This is a genomic window from Paenibacillus xinjiangensis, assembly GCF_059686975.1.
The window spans coordinates 74,254-98,613 of the sequence record NZ_JCAALS010000002.1 but is presented as its reverse complement, the minus strand read 5'-3'; the positions used below and the strand labels follow the sequence as shown (position 1 = coordinate 98,613).

At 47.5% G+C, this 24,360-nt stretch carries 19 protein-coding genes; 4 read left to right on the top strand and 15 right to left on the bottom strand.

What is annotated here, in order from left to right; genetic code table 11:
- Window positions 1–11 precede the first annotated feature (11 nt).
- The gene (mutY, locus tag AC6ESP_RS02475) at window positions 12–1,289 is read right to left on the bottom strand and encodes an A/G-specific adenine glycosylase (protein ID WP_497095095.1); all 1,278 of its coding nucleotides are present in this window, start codon (window positions 1,287–1,289) and stop codon (window positions 12–14) included.
- Window positions 1,282–2,202: an AraC family transcriptional regulator gene (locus tag AC6ESP_RS02470; RefSeq protein ID WP_497095094.1), complete on the bottom strand. Its 921-nt coding sequence runs from the start codon at window positions 2,200–2,202 to the stop codon at window positions 1,282–1,284. The genes mutY and AC6ESP_RS02470 overlap by 8 nt, the downstream gene beginning before the upstream one ends.
- Before the next feature lie 144 nt (window positions 2,203–2,346).
- Here AC6ESP_RS02470 and AC6ESP_RS02465 point away from each other — a divergent pair, with 144 nt between their 5' ends.
- Entirely contained in the window at window positions 2,347–2,715 is a 369-nt protein-coding gene (locus AC6ESP_RS02465) for a c-type cytochrome (RefSeq protein ID WP_497095093.1), read from the top strand.
- A gap of 68 nt (window positions 2,716–2,783) precedes the next feature.
- On the opposite strand, the gene acpS is transcribed toward AC6ESP_RS02465, so the two are convergent.
- The 7 genes from acpS to AC6ESP_RS02430 form a co-directional block, all read right to left on the bottom strand.
- Complete coding sequence (acpS, locus tag AC6ESP_RS02460; RefSeq protein WP_497095092.1) at window positions 2,784–3,176, bottom strand: holo-ACP synthase; 393 nt, start codon at window positions 3,174–3,176, stop codon at window positions 2,784–2,786.
- An 80-nt stretch (window positions 3,177–3,256) separates the two neighbouring features.
- A complete protein-coding gene (nadE, locus tag AC6ESP_RS02455) occupies window positions 3,257–4,066 on the bottom strand; it encodes an NAD(+) synthase (RefSeq protein ID WP_497095091.1) in 810 nt (269 codons plus the stop codon).
- 12 nt (window positions 4,067–4,078) lie between these two features.
- Window positions 4,079–4,513, bottom strand: coding sequence for a BrxA/BrxB family bacilliredoxin (locus tag AC6ESP_RS02450; protein WP_497095090.1), 435 nt, complete (start codon window positions 4,511–4,513; stop codon window positions 4,079–4,081).
- 77 nt (window positions 4,514–4,590) lie between these two features.
- Window positions 4,591–4,791, bottom strand: a complete 201-nt coding sequence (locus AC6ESP_RS02445; protein ID WP_497095089.1) for a hypothetical protein — start codon at window positions 4,789–4,791, stop codon at window positions 4,591–4,593.
- 16 nt (window positions 4,792–4,807) lie between these two features.
- Complete coding sequence (locus tag AC6ESP_RS02440) at window positions 4,808–4,945, bottom strand: hypothetical protein (protein ID WP_497095088.1); 138 nt, start codon at window positions 4,943–4,945, stop codon at window positions 4,808–4,810.
- Window positions 4,946–5,019: 74 nt separating this feature from the next.
- On the bottom strand, window positions 5,020–6,651 hold the full coding sequence (locus AC6ESP_RS02435; protein WP_497095087.1) for an ATP-binding protein: 1,632 nt from the start codon (window positions 6,649–6,651) through the stop codon (window positions 5,020–5,022).
- A gap of 158 nt (window positions 6,652–6,809) precedes the next feature.
- Window positions 6,810–7,649 carry an alpha/beta hydrolase gene (locus AC6ESP_RS02430; protein WP_497095368.1) on the bottom strand — a complete coding sequence of 280 codons (840 nt, stop codon included), beginning with the start codon at window positions 7,647–7,649 and terminating at the stop codon, window positions 6,810–6,812.
- 128 nt (window positions 7,650–7,777) lie between these two features.
- Between AC6ESP_RS02430 and AC6ESP_RS02425 the strand changes: the two genes are divergently transcribed.
- The gene (locus tag AC6ESP_RS02425; RefSeq protein ID WP_497095086.1) at window positions 7,778–9,064 is read left to right on the top strand and encodes a BaiN/RdsA family NAD(P)/FAD-dependent oxidoreductase; all 1,287 of its coding nucleotides are present in this window, start codon (window positions 7,778–7,780) and stop codon (window positions 9,062–9,064) included.
- 68 nt (window positions 9,065–9,132) lie between these two features.
- On the opposite strand, the gene AC6ESP_RS02420 is transcribed toward AC6ESP_RS02425, so the two are convergent.
- Window positions 9,133–9,531 (bottom strand): hypothetical protein, encoded by a 399-nt coding sequence (locus tag AC6ESP_RS02420; protein WP_497095085.1) that lies wholly within the window; start codon window positions 9,529–9,531, stop codon window positions 9,133–9,135.
- Window positions 9,532–9,779: 248 nt separating this feature from the next.
- Here AC6ESP_RS02420 and AC6ESP_RS02415 point away from each other — a divergent pair, with 248 nt between their 5' ends.
- Complete coding sequence (locus AC6ESP_RS02415; RefSeq protein ID WP_497095084.1) at window positions 9,780–10,670, top strand: PAS domain-containing protein; 891 nt, start codon at window positions 9,780–9,782, stop codon at window positions 10,668–10,670.
- 28 nt (window positions 10,671–10,698) lie between these two features.
- On the opposite strand, the gene AC6ESP_RS02410 is transcribed toward AC6ESP_RS02415, so the two are convergent.
- The 4 genes from AC6ESP_RS02410 to AC6ESP_RS02395 form a co-directional block, all read right to left on the bottom strand.
- Window positions 10,699–12,417, bottom strand: coding sequence for a methyl-accepting chemotaxis protein (locus AC6ESP_RS02410; protein WP_497095083.1), 1,719 nt, complete (start codon window positions 12,415–12,417; stop codon window positions 10,699–10,701).
- 274 nt (window positions 12,418–12,691) lie between these two features.
- Complete coding sequence (gene xylB / locus AC6ESP_RS02405) at window positions 12,692–14,188, bottom strand: xylulokinase (RefSeq protein WP_497095082.1); 1,497 nt, start codon at window positions 14,186–14,188, stop codon at window positions 12,692–12,694.
- Window positions 14,189–14,209: 21 nt separating this feature from the next.
- Window positions 14,210–15,523: a xylose isomerase gene (gene xylA / locus AC6ESP_RS02400; protein WP_497095081.1), complete on the bottom strand. Its 1,314-nt coding sequence runs from the start codon at window positions 15,521–15,523 to the stop codon at window positions 14,210–14,212.
- 319 nt (window positions 15,524–15,842) lie between these two features.
- A complete protein-coding gene (locus AC6ESP_RS02395; RefSeq protein WP_497095080.1) occupies window positions 15,843–16,559 on the bottom strand; it encodes a collagen-like protein in 717 nt (238 codons plus the stop codon).
- A gap of 489 nt (window positions 16,560–17,048) precedes the next feature.
- On the opposite strand from AC6ESP_RS02395, the gene AC6ESP_RS02390 reads away from it, so the two are divergent.
- The gene (locus AC6ESP_RS02390; RefSeq protein ID WP_497095079.1) at window positions 17,049–18,209 is read left to right on the top strand and encodes an ROK family protein; all 1,161 of its coding nucleotides are present in this window, start codon (window positions 17,049–17,051) and stop codon (window positions 18,207–18,209) included.
- Between the two features lie 143 nt (window positions 18,210–18,352).
- Here AC6ESP_RS02390 and AC6ESP_RS02385 read toward each other — a convergent pair whose 3' ends face one another.
- The gene (locus AC6ESP_RS02385) at window positions 18,353–23,941 is read right to left on the bottom strand and encodes a PKD domain-containing protein (RefSeq protein WP_497095078.1); all 5,589 of its coding nucleotides are present in this window, start codon (window positions 23,939–23,941) and stop codon (window positions 18,353–18,355) included.
- Between the last annotated feature and the right edge of the window lie 419 nt (window positions 23,942–24,360).

The following is a 24,360-nucleotide window of genomic DNA, read 5'->3' as shown; positions in this document are numbered from 1 at the left end:
TTCATTAGCTTTCATTCCCAATAGTCGCGCAGAATCCGCAAAAATAAATTCGGAAAAGCAAGTGTATCCATATCCTCCGGACCAATCCAACGATAGGTATCTGCTATTGCTTGATTAGAGATTGCGACAGCTGATGATGCCCCCCTGCCTGCACCAGCTGGGACCAGCACAGCCTGATCCGGCTCACCAGTCTCATAGGCAGCGGCTGCTTCCGCAGCCATGTCCGCCGTATATTCTGTAGATTCCGCACCCAGATCAGCTGCATAAATACGCATTTTCCAATGAATATGACTGAAAATATGGTCAGCATCCATGAACCAGCGACGCGGCCGAATAAGAAGACCTGTATCCTCTTCTACAGCTCTCGTCAGAAGCTCCCCAAGCACCGCTTGCTCCTTCGTGCTATGCTCATCCGCTGACAGCAGCGGCTCATGCTCTTTGGACAGCAGTACATGCGGCAGCTCCCACATCTGCGCAAGCAGACCAGTTGCCGGCCGCTGACGCACGAGCACCTTGCCGGCATTCACACCTGAGCCAACCACTATAACAGCAGTCCGCAGCTCAGGGCGAGGCGGCTTCGCCTTCGTTTTAATCGGCAGCTCCGTTTCTCTCCCCTCAAGCCTTGCTGAGCAGTGCTCCATGACCGGACAAGGGAGACAGCTGGGCGACTTAGGCGAGCATACGAGCGCACCAAGCTCCATCAGCGCTTGATTGAAATCACCCGCCGCTCCTTCTGGAATCAGCGAAGCTGCCAGCTTTTCAATCCCGACACGTGTAGCTGGCTTCGCGATATCCTCCTCCAGCAGGAAATACCGCGACAGCACCCGCATCACATTACCGTCTACCGCTGGCTCCGGACGGTTGAAGGCGATGCTCATTATCGCTCCGCTTGTGTAAGGGCCAACTCCTTTTAAGCTGGCTACTGCCGCCTTGTCATCAGGAACCTCTCCGCCGTACTCAGCAAGCACCTGACGTGCTCCAGCCTGCAGATTTCTAGCTCGAGAATAATACCCAAGCCCTTCCCAGCATTTCAACACCTCCGGCTCAGGCGCTTCTGCGAGCGCACGAACAGTCGGGAATTTATCCATAAACCTCTCATAATAAGGAATTACCGTATCTACTCTTGTCTGCTGGAGCATAATTTCGGATACCCATACCCGATAAGGGTCACGGTTCTTACGCCATGGCAAATCTCTCTTAATCAACCGATACCAGCTGAGCAGCTCACGACTGAAATGGGCTTTGGCCACATCCTCGGTAGTCGATTCTGTCAGTACTTGATTATTCACAGCCGCAACGCTCCTTCCTGCTGTCCTTTAGAACACTCTCTCCACTTAATAAGCCAACTTCTACCTGGAACATCCGTCGGTACTGCATGGGGGTAATCCCCGTATGCCGCTTGAATAAGCGCGACAAATAATGACTGAGCATACCGACCTGTTTCGCTACATCCGAAATAGGCAGATACGTGGCTTTCAGCAGTTTCATTGCGGTAACAAGCCTCCGCTCAGTCACATATTGAATAGGCGAGCAGCCCATCGTGCTTTTGAATGCAGTAATGAAATAATTAGGATGCAGGTATGTAACTCTCGCTAAATCCTCAATCTGAATATTATGCTGCAGGTTCTGTTCAATATATTGAAGCACCTCATGCCATTTCTCATTCTCGGCGGTCACCTGCGACGATTCATACTGCCTCGATCCCTCTTCGAGAATGATCGAAATAATCTGCAGAAGCGCTGCCTTTATTTTTAGCATACTAGCTATGGAATCAGATGTAAAAGTATCCATCATGCTCACAAAATGTTGAATAACAGCTGCTTCATCCTGGCAAACGACTATAATCGGAAAATGGAGCAAACGTATCAAGGTGCCACTATTCGACTTCAGGCGAAAATGGCACCAATAGATGCCCGCTTTCTCCTCACCGCTTGTTCGAATAGTCTGTTTGCCCTCCTGATTCAGAAAAAAAAGCTTCCCTGGCTTTAATTCATAACTATGTCCATCAAGCTCTAGAAGTGCTTCTCCTTTGACCACATAGCCCAGCCGATAGAAATCAAGCTTATCTCGACATTCTTGCCAATGAGGACCTACCTCGGCGTAGCCCGACATCGTAACCTCTGCTTGCAGTTGACTTATTTGATGCTGTAAAATACGTTCATTCGTAAGTTCCATTGCTTCTCCTGTTATTGTAATATCCATCTAGCCTATGACTCTTGTTATGCTTCATGAAGACCACTACTATTATATCGACTAAACTTGCAAAAACATATGGAAGTTATATGTTTCTATCCGTATACTGTAACAAAGATATAGATAGCACAGCTAGAAAGCAGAGGACATTCGATGATCAACTTAACGAATCGCCATTTCGTTGTAAAAGCTTTTCTAATCGCTATAGCTGCCTCGATTGTACTGACGGGCTGCGGCACCAGCAGCGGCTCTACAGCCGGTGTCAGAGATACGAGTCATATGGATGCAACCGGCGATACAGCGACCGTCTATAAGGCGAACTGCGTCAGCTGCCACGGCTCAGATCTGCAGGGCAGAATGGGACCGAATACAAATCTGCAGCAGGTTGGAGCACGAATGACCGAGCAGGACATCATCGTTCAGCTTCAGGAGGGTGAAGGCTCGATGCCTCCCTTCAAGAACCGGCTGACTGAGGAAGAAATCGCAGGTCTGGCGGCTTGGCTTGCCGGGAAGACGGAATAACAGAACATTAAGAAGGGCTGTCCATTGTCATCTACTAAGATGATGAATAGGGCAGCCCTTCTTGTATGCTATACTTGCTCCACAATGGCTACTGCGGAAGCAATCGCACGATCATGTGTAATCGTAATATGTATGCGCAGCCGTTCCGGCTCCCGTTCAAGTCGCTTCCATGCTCCGTAGGACAGCTCGCATCCCGGCTTGCCGGCCGCATCCCGCAATATATCGATGTCACTAAAGCCCAATGTCGCACCGATTCCACAGCCAAATGCTTTTACTACAGCTTCCTTGGCCGCGAACCTCCCTGCCACGAACTGCACAAGCCGCGCTCCTTCATAGGCCGCGCACAGCTCGCGTTCTCTTCCTGTTAAAATCCGTTCGATGAACCGTCTCCCGCTCCTGCCATTCACAACAGCAGTAACCCGTTCCATATCCGTTATATCATGTCCGATCCCGACAATCATTCTCGCACCTGCCTTCTTATGATGCAATCAATCATAGAAATAGCAGTACAGGTGACCACCTGCACTGCTATTCGATCACTCTATATACCCGGAATCGGAGAACGCTTATGCTCGGTCTTCAAGTATTGCTTCTCCAGCTTTTCCTTCGCCTCGGCGCCAATTTCCTTGCCCTCGAGGTATGCGCTGTTCTCATCATACAGAATACCTAGCTCGCCTTCATCCGTCTGACCATCCCACAGACCAGCTGTAGGCGCTTTGTCCAGAATGCTCTGTGGTACCTTCAAGCTGGCTGCAAGCTGACGAACCTGACGTTTGTTGAGCGAGCTGAGCGGTGTAATATCAACAGCTCCATCGCCCCACTTCGTATAGAAGCCAGTAACAGCCTCGGAAGCATGGTCCGTGCCAACAACAAGCAAATTCATATCGAATGCAAGAGCGTATTGCACGACCATCCGTGTTCTTGCCTTCACATTGCCTTTGCCACCGCGGCTAAGATGACGGGGAATACCCAGTCCCTTGAAGGCATGCTCGACTTCAATAGCGATCTCATCGACCGCTTCACCAATGTTCGTCTCTGCCTTATGCTTCAAGTCGAAGGCTTCAGCAACCGCATAGCTGTCCGCAATATCTGCCTGCTCGCTGTAAGGCTGGAATACGCCAAGCGTCATATATTCGCGCCCAGTCTCAGCAGTCAACTCATCCGTCGCTTTCTTACATAGGCCAGCAGCAACTGCGCTGTCGATACCTCCGCTGATTGCGATTAGAAGACCTGTTGTTCCGGACTTCTGCACATACTCCTTCAGGAAATCAACACGTCTGCGTATTTCAGTATCCGGATCAATCTCAGGCTTCACGCCAAACCGTTCAATAATTTCCTGCTGTAGGCTCATAGAGTCCTCCTATTAACGGCAGAACCGATCGAATGCGTCAGCCAGATCAGCCGCGATATCCGAAGCGGAACGATTCTCGATTTGATGGCGCTCAATGAAATGAACAAGCTCTCCATCTTTCATAAGTGCGATAGAAGGGGAAGATGGCGGGTATGGTGCGAAATATTCGCGAGCCTTAGCCGTAGCTTCTTTGTCTTGTCCAGCGAATACCGTGAACAGGTGATCCGGCGTTACATCATGCTGCAGCGCTTCTGCAACACCTGGACGACATTGGCCTGCTGCGCATCCGCAGACAGAGTTAATGACAACAAGCGCTGTACCTTTAGCATCAGGAAGAGATTCTGCTACCTCCTCAGGCGTACGAAGCTCTTGGATGCCCAGGCGAGTAAGATCATCGCGCATTGGCTGTACCATATCTAACATATATCTTTCAAATGACATTGACATTTAACAACACTCCTTTAATAACTACAGTTTATAACTATTATACCGCCCGATATCAAAATAAAGCAACCGGAGCCTGCTTACTCCGGTTGCTTTATTGCTGAAGAATCAGGAGCCTGCTGCTCCCCTGCTCGGTACGCCGTATTTTTATCCTCATGTGTAAAAATACCCGCTTGCGGCATGATGCCGCGCTCGAATAATTCTCTATTCTCCGTTGTCAGAAAGCCGACATCCTTGAATGGATGAACCCACCCTAACGCCGGATCATCTTTTTGTCCCATTCCTAGAGGAGCCGCCCTAGATGGAAGGCCGGTTAGGACCGTCCAGCTTTTTATCAAAGCCTGGCTGTGCTGGATCTTTACTGGACTTATTGTTCCCCGCTTGCTTGGACTGCTTGGCCGAATCGCCTTTGTTTCCGTTATGCTGTACCATCATTAATTACCTCCTAGGCTGGAATGCAATCTAATCTTCCAACGATAGTATGCTCTGCTGTCAGCCGCATTATGTCGCTAAGCAGCAACGACATTGAAGGTAACAATGAAGGTTGTGCCGTCGCCTTCCTCCGATTCAACCTCGATACGGCCATTATGTCGCTCAGCAATGCTTAGGCATAGCGGCAAGCCAAGGCCCGTGCCTGCTGACTTCGTCGTGAAGAATGGCTCGAACAGACGCTTCATCTGCTCTTGGGAAATACCAACGCCATTATCCTTAATACGAAGCACAATGAGCTTGCTCTCTTCATTATACGTGGTATGTATAGTCAGCTTTCCTTTGTCTCCCATTGCTTCCATTGCATTGCGTGAGAGGTTGAGCAGAAGCTGCTTAATTTCTTTGTCATTTAACATAATAGGGGGAATGTAATCACAGAGCTCAACGACAATCATCTGGCCGCGCATATTCGCATCCGCATGCAGCAAAGGCACCATCTCTAGTATGATGTCATGCAGGCAGCTTGAATGCATAGTTAACGCTCGATTCTGAGCAAGAGACAAGAAGTCATTGATAATCATATTAGTGCGATCCAGTTCCTCCATTACAATCTGGAAGTATTGCTGATGCTCCTTCGGACTTCGCTCACGAATCAACTGAATAAACCCGCGTATAACCGCCATTGGATTACGAATCTCATGCGTAATACTCGCAGCCATTTGACCAACTAAGCTGAGTCTTTCCATCCGCCCAAGCTCATCTCTAAGCTGCGTAAGCTCAGTGACATCTTGAGCAATTATCGCTGCTCCGCTTATATAGCCGTTCTGGAGATTGCGGATATCGAATGCGGATTTGATAAGTGTTCTGCCATCATCCACAGCAGGATCAAGCCGCAGCTTGTTCCCTTGCAGTGCTGACTGCAGCAATCGAATATCCGCTGACTGCCGCTGCTCATTGAAGAAGGCAGTGAAATTTCGTCCAACTATAGCTGCTCGATCATCAATGTTGGACTGCTTGCTGTACAATTGGAAGCCCATATCGTTAATGTGGGTTATATGGCCATGCTGATTCACAATGATGACTCCGAACTGTGTCTCATCAATGAACTGCTGCAGCTTCTCCACTTCGTAGCGATAGCTCGTCGATACACGCTGCACCTCATAGTGAAGATGCCTATTCTCCAGCAGGCTCTCTATGACAAAGATAGAGATCCAGACGGCTGCAATAGACCCTCCAAGTGCAATCACGAAGCTCATGGCCATCAGAACAGACCACTGCGCATCCAACGTGAGAAAATATTCCCATAAGCTAATGCCGTAATAAATAAGCATCTCGCCCATTAGTATCATTACAAGCTGCTTCTTCTTCGCCTGAGCGGGCGCACCCTCAAATACCTTCAGCGCATACCAGATGGTTGGCGATACGATGATGATGAAAAAAGCTAATACAGCTAAATCAAAGGTCGAGTCGAGCAAAACAAATTCGAAGCCTAAATAGATCATGCTCATCAGAGCAAAAGCGGTCACTCCCCCATACAAAGACCCTACAATAAAGGGGATGAACCAGAATCCCAGCACGTAGCCATGAATATCCAGCGTTACAATAAAGCACATCAGCATCGAGCCAGAGCTGACCAGCCCCAGGAATAACGGGATTGTGTTCCACCTTCTATTAAAGTTATGCCATAATTGAAAAGCAAATACGGGCAGCATTGATATTATAAATTGCAATAGCAGCTCTTTGAACAAGGATGATCAGTCTCCCTCTAATCCCGCTCCGAATGGTTAGTTCACTCCAATGACATTTACGCTCGCCTATCCCCTTATTATCTCTATTCTAATAGTCCGATTAAAGCACAAAGGCTGCCTTTTTACAATTGGGCCGTTAGCCACTCTATGATCCTATGAATAACCCGCTCTGCCTCAAGGTCGTTATGCAGCTCGTGTAAACACCCTTCCCACGTTACGAACTCGCATCTTTCGCCTAGACGCAATGCCAGCTCAGCGCTTGCTTGATAAGACGTTACTCGATCTGCTGAGCCATGCATGAGTAAGAACGGCATATCCTGCAGCTGCTCAGCATGTTCAATCGCCCACTCTCCCGCATTATTAATCTCAATGAAGGTCTGAATGGTAATCCTCGTGTGATTAAGCGGATCTCCTTCGATTGGAGCCGCTCCCACATACCCGGTACGGAATAAGTCCTCAGACCTCAGGCCTGTTGACTGTGCTAAGCGCGGCATGATTCTCACAAGCTGATGACCCAGCCACAGCTGAGCAGCAGGCGGGCTGAAAGCCAGCTTCAGCCAAGGGCTTGTCACGATTAACCCTTGAATATCAGGGTTCAATCTTAACGCGGTATTGAGTGCAACATTGCCTCCCATACTATGTCCATACAAGAACACAGGAGCACCAGGGTGCCGCCTACGCGCCTCTTTCAGTACAAGATCAACGTGGCTGACCGCATCTACGATTGATCGCATATGCCCTCTTGGGCCTGATGAACGACCATGTCCCTCCTGATCTAGAGCAATAACACCGAAGCCTGCTTCTGTCAGCTTAGACGCTACGTTCCTGTAACGCTCGCCTTGCTCGCCCATTCCATGAACGATGGTGACCACACCCAGCAGTTGTCCCGTATTAGGCAGCCATTCTCTTACATATAGGGCAGCACAGCCTGTTCCCTGCAAGCTCCACTCTGAACGATTCATCACTGCTCCGCCTCCCGAACGTTCAACTTCCCTTGCTTTGCCATTATTATAACTCAATTTACAAGCAAAAAAATGATACAATAGACGAAATAACGCAGCATCGTCAGAATAGAAAGGCTGAGTGAACCATGTTTGACGTAATTATAATCGGCGGGGGACCGTCCGGGCTAATGGCTGCGGTGGCAGCTAGCAGTAGCGGCGCATCTACCCTGCTTATCGATAAAGGTAATAAACTGGGCCGCAAGCTTGGCATATCCGGCGGCGGCCGCTGTAATGTGACCAATGCCAAAGAAATGGATGAGCTTATTCGCAACATCCCTGGCAATGGCAAGTTTCTGTTTAGTGCGCTGAATCAGTTCGGTAATCGCGATATTATGGCCTTTTTCGAGGAGATGGGCATTGCATTGAAGGAAGAGGACAGGGGGCGCATGTTCCCGGTATCCGACAAAGCGAAGAGTGTTGTCGATGCCCTCATTCGGAGAGTCAGGGAGCAAGGTGTTGAGATTAGAATCAATGAGCCTGTTAAGGAAGTGTTATATGAGTCGGGAGCAGTAAAAGGCATTGAGCTTATGTCAGGGGAGACGATTCTCTCCAAAGCCGTTATTATTGCGACTGGCGGCAAATCCGTGCCGCAAACTGGATCAACAGGTGATGGCTACCCCTGGGCAATGGACGCAGGTCACACGATAACTGAGCTCTACCCGACGGAAGTACCGCTTACTTCGTCGGAGCCGTGGATTCGAAGCAAGCAGCTGCAGGGCCTATCACTGCGCAATGTGACACTATCCGTCTGGAATGCCAAAGGAAAAAGGGTTATTGAGCATGAGGGCGATATGATATTTACGCATTTCGGACTATCCGGCCCGATTGCCCTTCGCTGCAGTCAATTCGTTGTCAAGGCGTTGAAGCAAGCAGCAGGTAATGATGCGGCTAATAAGCAGCACACCGTGTTAGTTACGATTGATCTGCTGCCCGATCGAAGCGAAGCTGAGATCTACGAGGAAACGATGGAGATGACCCGGAAGGAATCCAAGAAGGCGATCAAGAACGTGCTGAAGAGCTATGTGCAGGAACGGCTCCTCGAGCTGCTGCTGCAGCAATGCGGCATTAGCGGCGACACGACCTATGATAATATTCCGAAAGGCCCGTGGCTGGAGCTCGCGAAACGGATAAAGAGCTTCCCTGTAGCCGTCAACGGAACTCTGTCTATTGAAGAAGCTTTCGTAACTGGCGGCGGGGTTCACTTGAAGGAGATTGATCCGAAGACGATGCACTCGAAGCTCGCGGAGGGTTTATACTTCTGCGGTGAGGTACTTGATATTCATGGCTATACCGGAGGCTATAATATTACGGCAGCTTTCTCCACAGGCTATAATGCAGGCAAAAGTGCAGCCGAAGCTGCCCAGTGGTCATAATCGAGTAGTATAAAGCGAGAAGCGGATCATCGTGAAGTTAACGATGGTCCGCTTCTCGCTTGTACCCATTATATGTTCACATCACCAGAAAAATGGTCATATGTGCCTGGATCAGGCAAAAACTCCGTCCCCATATCGCCATCCTCATTCCAGTTGCGCAGCCCCTCTTGGGCTTCCTCCTCCTGTGCGCTCCAGTCCTCATTAACGAGGTGTGCAGGGATCGTTATGGCATTGAGCGAATAGGCGCTGCCTGTCACAGCGTATTCATTAATCGCCGACTGCTCAACAAGCTGTCCTCCACTCGCTTGAGCAATCTCTAGCGCTGAGGTCAGGTCATTCCCCTCCACATGAATATGTACCCGATTACCTTCATGCAGCATCGGCTCATAGCCCAGCTCTTGAAGCGTTGAGCAGGCTGCCGCCGCGCTTTCTCCATCTCCGAAATCGAACATAATCGCTGAGCTCATCATTGAATTCCTCCTATTGGTGGCTAACATCGTCACAGGCCTTAGCGCCCATCCTATCAGTGTTCCCTAAATGTTTGAAGCAATGTTCATTAGAATGCCCTAATTTAAGCCATTTTTATGATTCAAAGGTATTGTTTTTTTTGCATTTTTTTATATAATTTTATTTAACCATACTAATGTCATGTTTCTTAACGTATAATGTTACTTAAATATTCTTATACTCTTCAACCGAGGATGGTGTCATCAAGATGTACAACATTTTTTATTTACTCGCCGATCCGATGTTTATCGTTGAATCTGAGCATAACCGCTGGTACATACGTGATATCAATCAAGCCTTCACATCCTTAACCGGCTATAAGAAGACGGAGCTGGTAGAGGTAGATCCTGATGGGCTGCTTAAGGATGGGCTGACCTTCACGCAATTGATGGTTCAGCTGGATGAGGACAACGGAGCGGCTGTAGACTGGGAGCTTGTTGCCAAGTCTACATTAGCAGCGCCGATTCGGTTCACATGCCGCAAGCTCGTGCAGGAGAACAAATCCTATTACATTGTCATCTGCAAAGACTTGTCTGAGGATAGATGGACGGATGAATTCGCTGTCGAGAACAAGATGGTTCTGAGCATTAACGCCACCGAGCAATTCAAAATATCCGCTACTAAAAGGTACTATTGTCCGATCAAATACAATCCTTCCGCCCTAATCAACCAGAGTATATTCGACTATGTCGCTGAAGACTCCCACAAGCAGCTGCGTCGTGTCATGGAATATGCCCGCAACAATGGAACTACGGAACAATTGGAATTAAGCATGGTTATTTATGACAATGTGTATGCTACCTCTGCTGTTGTTAAACCGTTCTATTACGGCAATAAGAGCTTCAAAAGCTACTTGATCATCGTCACTGACCTAAACCTCCATGACCAAGGAGAAGACTCCTCTTATAAGCTTCGGATGCTGATGCTGAACAAAAACATATCCGCTACATCTCTAGCCCAATCTACCCTAATCTCCTTAACGACCATATCCAAAATCCGCAACGGCAAAATAAAAAAACCCCAACGCCTCACGGCAGAATTAATTGCCGGAGAGCTGGGGGTAAAGCCCGAAATGATATGGAGCAGCTTCAAACGATAAGGACTGCTTCACCATTGCAATGCAACGGTTAAATCTTGAATTTCATCACTATTTCATTCATATCCTGTGCAATATCGGTCAAGCCGCCTGCTGCTGAAGCTATTTCTTCCGCAGAGGCGGTTTGTTTCTCTGCACTTGCTGCAACCTCTTGTGCAATGCCGTAAGTACGGCTTGCGATGCCAGTCAGCTGTTCGATGGAGGCGGTAACCTCCTCCGAGCTTGCTGCAAGCTGCTCCGCTGCCGCCGCGACCTCTTCGATCTTGCCGGAGACATCCACGGATGCAAGGGAAATTTGCTTGAAGGACTGTCCGGCCGCATTCACACTCTCTAGACCCTTCAGCGTCTCGGCACGGCTCGCTGCCATAGTCTCTACCGTCGTTGCTGTGTCTTCCTTAATCTTAGCAATAACTGCTGCGATGCTCGATACAGACTCTGCTGTCTGCGTAGATAGCTGACGGACCTCTTCAGCAACGACTGCGAACCCTCTGCCGGCAGTTCCTGCTCGTGCCGCTTCGATAGCAGCATTGAGCGCAAGCAGGTTCGTCTGCTTCGATATGCTGCCGATCAGATCCGTAATGGAGCCAATATCCTTCATATGACTCTCCAGCTGCGCTACATGCTCCGTAGCCGAGTGCACGGATTTATCAATCGTCCCCATCGTTAGAATAGCCTGCTCGATGGTCTCTCCACCCTTCTGCGCCTGCTCCGCTGCTCGAGCAGACAATTCGGCTGCATGGGAGCTGCTCTCCGCGATGCGCTGCGTCCCTTGCGCCATTTCCTCTGTCGATCGGCCAATTTCCTCGAAGCTGTGAAGCTGCTCCTGTGAGCCTGCTGCCGCTTCTTTGAACATAACGGACGCTTGCTCCGCCGAGCTGGCATTCTGCTCTGAGGCAGCAAGCATTTCCTCAGAGGAAGCAGATATGCTCGTTGAGGCATCCTTCACGCCCTGCAGGGTACTGCGGAGCGATTCGACCATTGCACCTAGCCCGAGCACCATAGCGCCAATCTCATCTCTGCTCTTCACCTTCGGCAATGTTACATGCAAGGAGCCTTCAGCAACTTGTGCAATGACCTCTGAGGATCTCTTGATTGGCAATGAGATGGTCTGGCGTGTATAGATCAGAATGCCTATTATAATTATTATTGTAGCTGCTAGTCCTATTCCAGAGTAGGTAATCCCCTCTTTGTAGATCGTGCTGCTGGAATCCTCTGCTGCCTTAGCGCCCTCTTCATTCAAACGGATAATGGTATTGATATAAGACTGCATAACGCCGAATGATTGCTCTGAATCAAACAAGGCTTCATCTAATTCTTCTTCCGCAGCATTCATGCCCGCTAATCTAATCACATTGCGATATAGAGCCATATATGCTTTGAATTCTCCCTGAAGATTGCGAGACAGCTCCATATCGTTGCCGGTCTTGGCAGTTGCGTATTGCTCATACTTCTTCTCAAGTATGACAATGGTATATTCGCCATCTTCCTCTAGCAGCTTCTGTTTGAGCGGCTCGCTCTCGCTCGATATTTTATACTGAATAGTCAACAAATGCTCATTCAAATAATTAATTTCATTGATCGTCTTCATATTTGTCAGCCATACCTGTGAGATCTCTCGTGCGTTATCCGTAAGCTTGCCCATTCGATCCAGACTAATGAGACCGTTCACCACCAGAATCGCCATGATTGCCAAGAAGGAAACAATTAATTTCTGACTTACGGATAAGTTCCATATGAATTTCCTTTTCATAATTTCATTCCTCCCCAGCACTCTATTTATGTATGATGTAAGTATAGCTTACAATAAAACAACGACCAAAGTCGCAGTTTACACAAAAATCATATCCATAGACACATATGCCTAATGACATTCTGTATGACTCCCGTTTGCTAAGAAAAGTGTAAAACATTAAAGAATTTCTATCTATTTCCCAAAATAGGCAACAAAAAAAAACCGCTCCTCCGTCAAACGGAGGAAGCGGCATAGCCATTGCTAGTATTATTCATAAATCCGAATCACTTCTTCAGCCCCTGTATGGGACTAAAGCTTCATTCAGCGCTTTCGTCTGTGCATATACTTGCTGATATACATGGAACAGACCTTTATACGTCTCTACAGCTTCCGGCTGTGGAGCGTAGGAGGCTGCATGCTTCACGAATATATCCGCGCATGCTTCCAAGCTGTTGAACCAGCCGCAGCCATAAGCTGCCAGCATAGCCGCACCAAGCCCAGGACCTTGCTCATTCTCGAGAGCTACAACTGTAGCATCGAAGATATCCGCCTGCATTTGCAGCCACACCGGATTCTGCGCTCCGCCTCCGATCGAGATGATCGTATCGACTTTTTTGCCAACACTGCGGAATAAATCGACCGATTCATTCAAGGAGAACGTAATTCCTTCCATCACTGCACGGGCAAAGTGAATGCGCTCATGCGAACCGTCCACACCGATAAAGCTGGCGCGAATAGCTGGATCCGCATGCGGTGTCCGTTCGCCAACCAAATACGGTGTGAACAACAGCCCCCCTGCACCCGGCTTCACATCGCCGACGCCTTGCAGCAGCTCGTCATACGACTCGCCAGCAGCAAATGTATTCTTGAACCACGTCAGACTATATCCAGCTGCAAGTGTCACTCCCATGGCATAGAAAGCATTCTCTTGACCATGATTGAAGAAATGCACCTTACCGCCAAAGTCCTTATCCTTGTCATTCTCATAGGAGAGAATAACGCCAGATGTTCCAATGCTCGACAGCGTCAAGCCCTCTGACAGGATACCTGCCCCGATTGCTCCACATGCATTATCAGCACCGCCGGCGAATACCTTCACCTCGGAGCTGAGCCCCGTACGTGCAGCTGCCTCGGGCAGCAGTGTTCCTACTAACCCATGCGATTCAACGAGCGGCGGACAAAAGCTCGCCGGGAGCTCGAATGCGGCTAGCACATCTGCGCTCCACTCCTTGGCAGCAACGTCCAGCAGCAGTGTTCCTGCTGCATCGGAATAATCCATGTGCAGCTCGCCTGTCAGGCGATAGCGGACATAGTCCTTCGGCAGCACGAACAGCTTCGCCTTAGCGAAAGCCTCCGGCTCATGCTGACGAACCCATAAAATCTTGGGCAGTGTGAAGCCTTCGAGTGCCGGGTTGCGAGTGATGCCCAGCAGCTTGTCGCCAAGCGTAGACTCGATCTCACGGCATTGCTTGGTCGTACGCGTATCATTCCACAGAATAGCATTACGGATCGGATTGCCTTCTTCGTCCAGCAGCACAAGACCGTGCATTTGACCTGAGAAGCTGATTCCTTCAATGGCTTCGGGAGCGACGCCCGCTGCCGATGCCACCTGCTGAAGAGCTTCAAGCGTAGCTGTTACCCAGTCATCCGCCTTCTGCTCACTCCAGCCTGAATGCTCATGGAACAACGGGTAGCTGCGCGATGCTTCGGCTGCTACGGTTCCATTCTTGTCAATGAGGAGCGCCTTAACGGCGCTCGTTCCTAAATCTATACCTACGACATAGCTCACTAGGGCTGCCTCCTCCTCAGTCTATACGCTGAAAATAACTTCGCTGAGCAGAAGTCTCATGCGCTCTTGACGGCCCGACTCATTCTTGATTGGGTTGTTCTGCAATGCGTATTGCTCCAGAGAAGCTAGAGTCGCTTTGCCGGATACGATATCAGCACCGATACCTTCCTTGAAGCTGCGGTAACGGTTGTCTACGATGTTGTCGAGAATTTTCTCGTCAATCAGCTTAGCTGCTGCTTTCAATCCCCAAGCAAAGCTGTCCATACCTGCGATATGAGCAAGGAAAAGATCATCCGCTTCGAAGGAAGCACGACGAACTTTGGCATCGAAGTTAATGCCGCCGCGGCCGATACCGCCAGCTTTCAGAACTTCGAACATCGTTAGTGTAGTCGAGTACAGATCAGTAGGGAATTCATCTGTATCCCAGCCAAGAAGCAGATCGCCTTGGTTCGCATCAAGTGAGCCGAGCATGCCGTTAATAGCAGCTGTGCGAATCTCATGCTCGAACGTATGACCAGCAAGAGTCGCATGGTTCGCTTCAAGGTTCAGCTTGAAGTGATCAGTTAAGCCGTATTTTTGCAAGAATGAGATCGTAGTTGCTGCATCATAATCGTATTGGTGCTTCGTTGGCTCTTTTGGCTTAGGCTCAATGAGGAATTGTGCGTCGAAGCCGATTTCTTTGGCATAGGCAACAGCCATGTGATACAGACGAGCAAGGTTATCAAGCTCGAAGCCCATATCCGTGTTCAGCAAGGTTTCATAGCCTTCACGGCCGCCCCAGAACACATAGTTCTCAGCGCCAAGCTCTTTACCAACCTCAAGGCCTTTTTTAAGCTGTGCTCCAGCATACGCATATACATCTGCATTACAAGATGTGCCTGCACCATGTACGAAGCGTGGGTTGGAGAACATGTTAGCTGTGTTCCACAGCAGCTTTTTGCCTGAAGACTTCATGTGATCCTTCATCATAGCGACGATAACGTCGAGGTTCTTATTCGTTTCTTGCAGTGTGTCGCCTTCTGGCGCGATATCTACATCATGGAAGGCGAAGAATGGAACATTCAGCTTTTCCAAAAATTCAAAGTTAGCTTCAACGCGCGCTTTCGAGCGATCTAGGCCTGTATATTGATCCCAACCGCGGACCATTGTCGAGGAACCGAATGGATCTGTTCCGTTAGCGTTAAAAGTATGCCAGTAAGCAACTGCGAAGCGAAGATGCTCCTCCATTGTCTTGCCGAGAACAACTTGTTTCGGATCGTATTGCTTGAATGCGAATGGATTGTCGGAGCCTTTGCCCTCGAATTGAATGCTGCCGATGTTTTTGAAATAGCTCATGAAATAAATATCCTCCTTTAAGTTGTTCGAATAATGGATGAAGCAAGGATCGCCCTTGCCATAGCTACTAGCGTTTCACCTTGCAGATAAGTGTCTCTACACTGTCTTAAGCTTATAATGAAAACGCTCACCATAAGCATAACACGACCAAACTTAGTTTGTCTATTAAACAAACTAAGATTTCTTTGATAATTATGTAGATTAATGTTCCGGGATAGCCAGCCTTGGTGCTTTGCACTAAAAAAGCTGATTTTTGACTAATCAATCAGTCAAAAATCAGCTCTTATCTACTTCCTAATCTACCTTTACTTACAAATAACTATGCTAATTTTTCTATAGTTAAGGAAGCACTCACAGTCGGAGTTCCTCCGCCAATAGCGTTTTGCAATACTAGAGCGCCCATGTTATCGATTCGGTTCAGCGTCAATACGCCGCCTGCTGTCAGTTCAACGACAACTTGACCTGGGTAAGGGTTATTGCCGGCATTCGATCCGTAGTTACTACAAGGAACAAGGGCTGCTGCAACTGGACCTGCTCCATCCGTATCGAAGAACAAACCAAATGCGGAGTTACCAGCAGTAGGGAATACCTCCCAGTTAATTTTGTAAATGCCAGCCTCATTGATCGTGATACTCGACGGTGCAGTAAACGTAAGAGCAGTCCCATTAACAAGTGAATCATTAAAGGTTACAGTTCCCCCTTGCCCGCCTGGGACTAGAGCCGCTGCTACCGCTTGTGCTTCGGTGCTGCATAGAAAGGCAAAGTCAGCAATACCGCCAGCAGGCCCTTGTGGTCCTGTAAGACCTGTCTGTCCTGTTAGGCCTGTTGGTCCTGTGAGGCCTGTCGCTCCTGTTACACCTTGAGGTCCTTGAGGTCCTTGAGGACCTGGAACCGGAGTTACATTGACAACGGGGGCTGGACAGGTTACTTGAACAACTTTTTTCTTCACAATAATATTTTTTTTGCGTTTTGGTTTGATTACTACAATCGTTTTTTTGTGGCAGCCTTTTTTCTTTTTGTTTACTGGACAACTCATTAATAAGCACCTCCTGGAATTTGAGTTATCTTACGCAAAGTTCTACTGAGTGGAAAGGTAAAACACCTATATTTTACTAGACTATAATCTATCTTTATAAAAATCGGCTATTGCCGCGGTACAAAAGCATAGATTTCAACAAATCTACCTAATCAAATCTACTTTTCTAGCATATTATGATAGCGGACAACTTACTCTATACCCCATATCTTTGGGGTATTTTTTTTATTCAATCGTCATTTATATGATTTCATTCACTTGGATTACTATTAAGACAAAGAATGGCTCTGGCAGCCGTATTCTATTAGCTCACCCGCATAATCTATCGTCACGTACAGTGGAAGTATATGGAAAGCTTCAAGTCAGTTAGTTTATCGATTAAACAAACTTAGTTTTTATGATAAACTAATGCCATATGAACTCATCCTTATTCCCCTATTGTTCATGGTACAATAGGCAGATCGGATAGATGGACGGAGGCTAGGACTAGTGAAGGTAAAGACGACAGGCGACTTGACGCTTATAAAAAAGATCAACACCTCTATCGTTCTGGAGGCGATTCTTAAGAACGCTCCTCTCTCTCGGGCACAAATCTCGGAGCAAACCGGTCTGAACAAAGCGACCGTATCGAGTCTGGTCCAGGATTTGATCGACAGCCATCTCGTCTTCGAGAATGGCCCTGGCGAGTCAAGCGGCGGACGCAAGCCGGTCATGCTGCTGTTCAATGGACAAGCCGGTCATGCGATTGGCATCGATCTAGGCGTTAACTATATTCGCGGAGTATTATCCGATCTGACAGGCAGCGTACTGGCAGAGCTGCAGATCAGCCTGAAGAAGCATGAGCCCGCATTTATTGTGGAGCAGCTCATTTCCTGTATAGAGAAGCTTATCGGCGAAGCTCCAGACAGCCCTTATGGTATCGTCGGAATTGGTATGGGAGTACCGGGCATTGTGGATGATAAGGGTATTATTTTGTTCGCACCGAACCTTGAATGGAAGCAAATTGAGCTGCAGCGTATATTGGAAGAGCGCTTCGAGCTGCCTGTCACTATCGACAATGAAGCGAACGCAGGTGCTCAGGGTGAGCAGAAATACGGGGCCGGACGAGGAATCGCCCATCAAATCTATGTCAGCGTAGGCATTGGCATAGGGACCGGCATTATTTTGAACAAAGAGCTGTACAAAGGAGCCTCCGGATTTTCCGGTGAGCTTGGTCATCTGTCTATCGAATATGACGGCAAGCCTTGTCGCTGCGGCAACAATGGCTGTTGGGAGCTGTATGCTTCGGAGAATGCTCTGCTGGAGAGAGCCGAGCTCCTCGGCTTCGATCATTTGGAGGCGCTGCTGGAAGCTGCGGAAGCAGGCGACACTCGTGTTCAGGAACTCTTCTACTCCATTGGCGAATATATGGGAGCTGGCATATCCAATATTGTGAACGTGTTTAATCCCAATGTTGTTATTATTGGCAACCGGATGAGCCGGGCGAAGCTGTGGCTTGAGGAAGCTGTACAAGCCTCCATTGCCCGCCGCACGCTCCCTTATCATCGTGAACGATTGCAGATCTTATTCGCTGAGCTTCAGGATCAGTCCGCAGTACGCGGAGCAGCGTATTACGCAATCAGCAAGTTCTTCACTAGAATCAAGAGCTGAGTCAGACAATGAAACAATGGAATAATGGACTTTAATGAACTAATATGCCAATAGCCTTCCTGCCTCTCCTCCCGCTAATGGGTTGGAAGAGAGGCTTCAGAAGGCTCTTTTTTGTTCCTACATAACAACAGCGTTATGCTTCGTTACCACACTCGATGCACACCGACTACATGTCGTGTCTCACCATCTATTTGTACGGTAACTATCGCTCTTTTGACGATGCCGTTATTGTAATACGCGGTGAACGTGAAGACTGCTGGTCCTTCCTTCATAGCTGCAAAGGATTCATCCCACAGCTCCCCTGTCCATCTGACAGCTGAGCCAGCAGCAAGCTTCAGATTAACACTGAATGCTCCCATCGTTACCTCTACTCGTTCAGCGATAGTGCTTGTGCCCGTGTCTGTCGTAATGGCTTCCACCATGAATTTCTCTCCTGCCCAGAAGATGCTGTAGCCTCTAGGTGAATTCTCATCTCCTCCGGCCTTGAGGTTATAGTCGATACGATGCTGATTCCATTGCTCGGTATGCTTCACATACCCCGCTAAGCTGAGCGGCAGCACTTGGACAGTCTTCGTAACCGTTACCGGAGCTGCCATTCGATCACTAACCTTCACCGTTATGCTCCACTGTCCAGACTGCTCCATCCGAAGCTTGGGACCTACTGCCGGATACGGTGCCTGAACGGTATAAGCATAAGCTTTCTTATTGCCTTGAGGATCGGTAATGTCTACAGCTACATCCAGAACATCACGGTCAGGATCATCCGCTTCTGCCATGAATGTAACCGTATCTCCTTCGTACACCGGCTTCGGCTGCCAGTCCAATTCAGCAGTAGGAGGCCTGTTCGTCACAAAATAAATATAAGCGTAATGCCCCTGATTGCCAGCGACATCATCATCAATTACCGTCAGCCGGTACTGCTGTCCTGCCTTTAATCCCTCTACACGATAAGACTTCTTCGAATTGGCAATAGGAACACTATACTCGGTTGTTCCATCCTTATTAAGATCAATATTCGTAACCGATCCATTCGCATTGACCTGCTGCATATAAAAGCTTCTCGTCGCATGCCCCGAAGACGGGGCAGCATCACTGAAGGCGTTGAAGGTAACTTCAACGGCTGTTGGTTCAATCGTGAGCTGCTCATTCACGTCATCAGGACGTACTGTGTCAACGAAGAAATAGCCGTTGTCGGAGTAACCACCCCACATGTAGCCATCATGTGCCTTAGCTCTCCAGTTGTGAAGCCCTTCCTGCAGAGGAGCTGTTGGCGTGTAAGCAGCTGTACTTGTTCCCGTATTCGTATCGATGACTTGAGCACCAGAAGCGTTATAGTACACGTCATAGTCGATGTATTTGATCGGATGGTGCTCTGGATCGACAACAGCTACCCGGAACTCTGGACGATTATTGTTGATGTAGATGGGCTGTGATGCCCTCGCGCCATTCAGGCTCAGCAAGGCTGTCGTCGGAGGCAGATCAATGACAAAGTAGACCTTGTTACTGAGATCTGACCATTTCTCTTTTGAGTAAACCTGCCCCTGCACCTGAACAGTCCGGCCTGGCACGATGCTGCCTTCAGGCACCTCATAGCTCCGATCATTACCGATTCCCTGGGTGTAAAAAGCGGCTGCTCCACTGTCCACATAAGTGAAGAATAGCCGATATTCCTCCTGCGGATCATTCTGATCATCCTGATAGCTCCAATGAATCGTAGGATCTGTCAGGTAAACACTAGGATTCGCAGCTGTACCACTCGGAACGGTTATGGTCATTTTCGGTTTGGTTTGATTCACTGGCGGCAGCGTATCCTTGTATATCCTCGTCTCTCCCCAATAGCTCCACACACCATGAATATCCTTCACTTGCTCTTGGATAATGAGCTCGACGCCAGGTCGATTGTATAGCGTTCTTTCTCCTGCAGCCCAATTCGATTGATCAGCCCAACGAGTACGGAAGACGCGATCAGCTAGACGATCAGGTACGTCAGGGTCATATGATTTATCGTTTGTCAGGTAGTCCAGTGCTTCTCCTTCCGGATAAACAATACCTGTGAAGGTGACTTCTGGAAGAGCCAATGGTCTACGATGCACATAAAGATATTTTTTAACAGGCTCCGAGAATAATTGATAAGATGGCAGACCCGGATTGTCTTGCGCTCGATGCGTGATCGTAAATAGTCCCGGCTTATCTAGTGTTTCAAGTGTTTGGGTGAACGTTTTACCGTTGTATTGACTTAATCCAAGCGGATTCGCAAAGAAATTCGGATCATGGTTGTAACTCCATTCTTCAGCATTCTTTGGATCGTTTTCTACATCATTACATATTTTTTCATACGTAATGGGAGCATCAATCAATACCGTATCGACGGTTTGCTCTGTATACGAATCACCAAAATTATTTTTTCTTACATTACTAAATGATGTGTTTGGTTGGCCCAATGACATAATACCTGCATATCCTTTGAGGTAAGTGCCATCGGTTACTTCAAGCAGCTTCGTGTAGTTCACATAGACCCGCTGTACGCCGTTTACCGACTCTACTTTCATCGAATAGGTCGAGAATGCAGAACGTGTAAGCGGAGTCGACTGAAGCAGTGTCTTAGCGCCGTTGACGACACGGTATAGCGAAAGTGTGGTTGCATTCCACTCTACGGCATACATATTCTTACCATCTTTAATCTGGAATGCAGCTCCAATGGTCTTCGTGTTGTCTAGATTGTTAACACTAACATCAAACTCAAGGTTGTAGTTCTTTAAGCTGGTGCTTGCATCGTACAACAAGCCTGCCCAGTTATCATCTAACACCTCAACAGTATCTGCATCAACAGCTTTAGGATAGGCACTATTGCCACCGGAAATGGTCGCTGCTGACACGTAGGGCAGCACGTAACCTTTTTTATCGAAAAAGTACATTGACCCGTCAGGAAGAATAGATGTCATAATTGTCTGATTAGCGTATTCAAGCCATCCGCCAGACGATGTACCGAACACACTTGTATTCTTATAGTCTAGAGACTTGGTATATGTTGTACTTGTTCCAGCAGCCCAAGTGAAACTTGAAATTGAAGCAAATAGTTTGCCTTCGTCTGCATAGAAAGAAGGAATCGATAGGTTTCCATTTGGCAGTACGAACATTTTATAATCCGTTGCACGTTCACCCTTCGTATTTTCACCTTGATACGACGTACCGTTTCCGTGAAACATCTGGTCACCGTAGTTGACTTTTGTTGTTGTATAGATTGTCGCGTCTGGACGTACGATAGGTGTTCCTATTCCGTACTTATCATCAAGATCAAACAGCATTGAGCCTGCTGTCCAGTTTCTATCAATTCCAGACGATTGAATAGTCCCGACTCCCGTCGCGTTAACAGGGATTGTATTTAATTTTGAGCCAAAGTTTTTGTTACTAGATGATTGAGATGATGTTGCTAAATAAATATAAGCTCCATTATCGGATATAGTAGGATAGGATACATCGGTCGCATTAGTTACTTTAAACTGACTAACAACCCCGTTATTTCTTGCATAAAGTAGCCAAGCTTCATTTCCCTGCGAATTGGATTCTGCCGTATAAGAAACGATTAACTCCCCGCTAGACGTAATCGTCCCTTTCACGCCATCAATAAAGGTTGGGTAATACTGCATCGTCTGACCTTTAATGTTCCATAGTGTTGCATTCATCATTAGATCATATTTTACAGCAGATAAGGAATATTCCGTGTGGCTGTTGTATGATTGGCGCGTTACCAAATATAAGTATCTGCTATCCGCTGACACCTCTGAAAACAGAATTGAAGAATCATCAGTCGTAACGGTGTGCTCGCTTTGTAGTACACCCGATTTATTATAGACCCTAATCTTTATTGCACCGGATGCAGTGTTTACATAGTAGAAGTTCTCCTTCTTATCTATCGTTAGATAATTGAAACCTTCCTTATTGATGTTGAATGTTTTGAGCACGGCTCCGGTTATGGCATTCTTCTCATAAATGGTATCAATAGAACCAGTTGCTAACGTATAGATTCGGTGCCCCGCAAAGACGGCTTTAATGACCGTTCCACTATCTTTCCATGGTGCTTGTGCAACCAAGTCAGATGCTAGATTATACATAGATCGGCCATTCGATCCTAGACCCATATTCGGATATCCGATGAAAAAGTCAGGGAGAACAGCATTCTTGGTCGAAATTGTAGAAGCCGTTGTTTTCCATCCAATTTCACTTACGACTTGGCCGGTATATGGTATATTTGACGTCCAGTTTTTGAATATCGAATCTGGCGTATATTTGATGATTGGAGCTGAGCTTTCCTCACCCTGTTCGGGCTGCTGCGTGTTGACCCATACTTTAAAATCAACGTTTGGCTGGCGGTTTAAGACATTTGTCTCTGCAAGGTTAGATATGCCCTTTAAACCGTAATCCTCTGTTACCGTAGCCCTGTATTGTCTGCTACCTACTTTATTATAAGTAACAGTAAGAGTGGTCTTGTATGCACCCTCATATACCTTTGTCCAAGCTTCTTCTTCAAAGTTATTATCATCGTCCGCGTCATAGCGCTCCTCAACTAATAATGTAGTCAGCTTATCGCCATCGGGACTCTCTGCAGAAACAAAGAGAGTGTTCTCGACATTCCTATAGGTTTCTTCAGATGTATAAATTTCCACGGTTGGCGGCTGATCCGGAACGACTTCGACGGTGAGTGAATCCCAATCACTGACGCGTCCTGTTGTGTCGTAGACTTTACCTTCCAATTCATAGAAGCCTAAAACATTTGGCCCTTTAGTTGGCCATCCACTCGTATAGCTTCCAGCATCCGATTTCTTGTATCGTGTTTCAGATCGTGAGAAGTCGATCTTTTCACCTCTAGACTTAAGCGGAGTATAGGAGTTTAGCAAATGGTGCAGGCTTGTGAAATCTCGTCCTTGAATGACCTTCATTGGCCCTGTTACTACAGCAACCGGATTCGGATCAATGACCGTGAGGTAGGCTGTATCCGTGTCCTTCTTGCCCTTATCATTTGTTACCGTAATCGTCGCCGTATAAGTACCAGGCTTATCATATTGCACATTAGGATATTGGAATTTCGATTGATCGGTTAAGTATTCCGTCAGATTGTTAGAGAAATCCCATGTCCAGCTGTCATATCCATCTGAGTCATTACGCAAGGATGAAGTTTCACCTGCAATGATGGTATCAGGTACAAATGCAATGTTGGCATCAACAGGATAATCGGGCTCGGGCGTTGGTGTTGGAGCTGGTGTAGACGATGGTGTCGGACTTGGCGTTTCTGCTCCGGGTTTCGTCACCGTAGTCGTACATTCAATGACTTCCTCGGATGTTGTCCCATCGGTAAAGGTTACTATAGCTCTCATAACAAAGGTTTCCGTATAACTGTTGACGCTGGCGAGCTTGTCTTTCGATATTAGGAACTTGAACTTATAGGTTATCGAGTCTGAAGCTTGTGTGATCGTTTGCGTTTGCAATTGGCTGCCGTCTGCAGCTCGACCATAAACCTTCCACTCTTTCACTTTAAGCGTTCCTTTTTGTTTCACGGATGCGGTCAAGGTGGAGCTCACATCAACATCCTTATCCGCGAATTGAACAGAAGAAGGATCAACCTTACACGAACAGTCCACATAAGGTTGATCCTTTAAAGGAAGCTTTTCATAAGTAACGCGAATTTCACCTTCATAGTAATAGGTTTCAGCTGCCCAACTGGTTTGGGTTCTCATGGTATATTGTACTGCCTTTGCATTGCCTGAACAGCCTGTACAATTTACATCAAGATAATTTGTATTATTAAGTGGAACACCTACTTTTAGAAAACCATACCCGTCAGTACCTTTGCCAAACTTCAATACTTGATGTGTAGATCCGGTTGATGGAATAGCAGACGTGACTTCAATACTTGAAGGAATTAATGCTGATTTATAAATATCAACTTTTAATGGATGAGTATAATAAATTGGTCCTGCAAACCCGTCACTTTCTTCAATAGCATATTCATATGCATTTGAACCATCTACTGCATTTCCTGTGTTTCTGACCTTGGAGTCAATTGTTTTTTCTGTATTATCTTTAGCAGGTAGCAAGCCGGGGCAAATACTGAGACCTCCTGACCAACATGCCGTGGTAGATTTTGGTGGAGTAA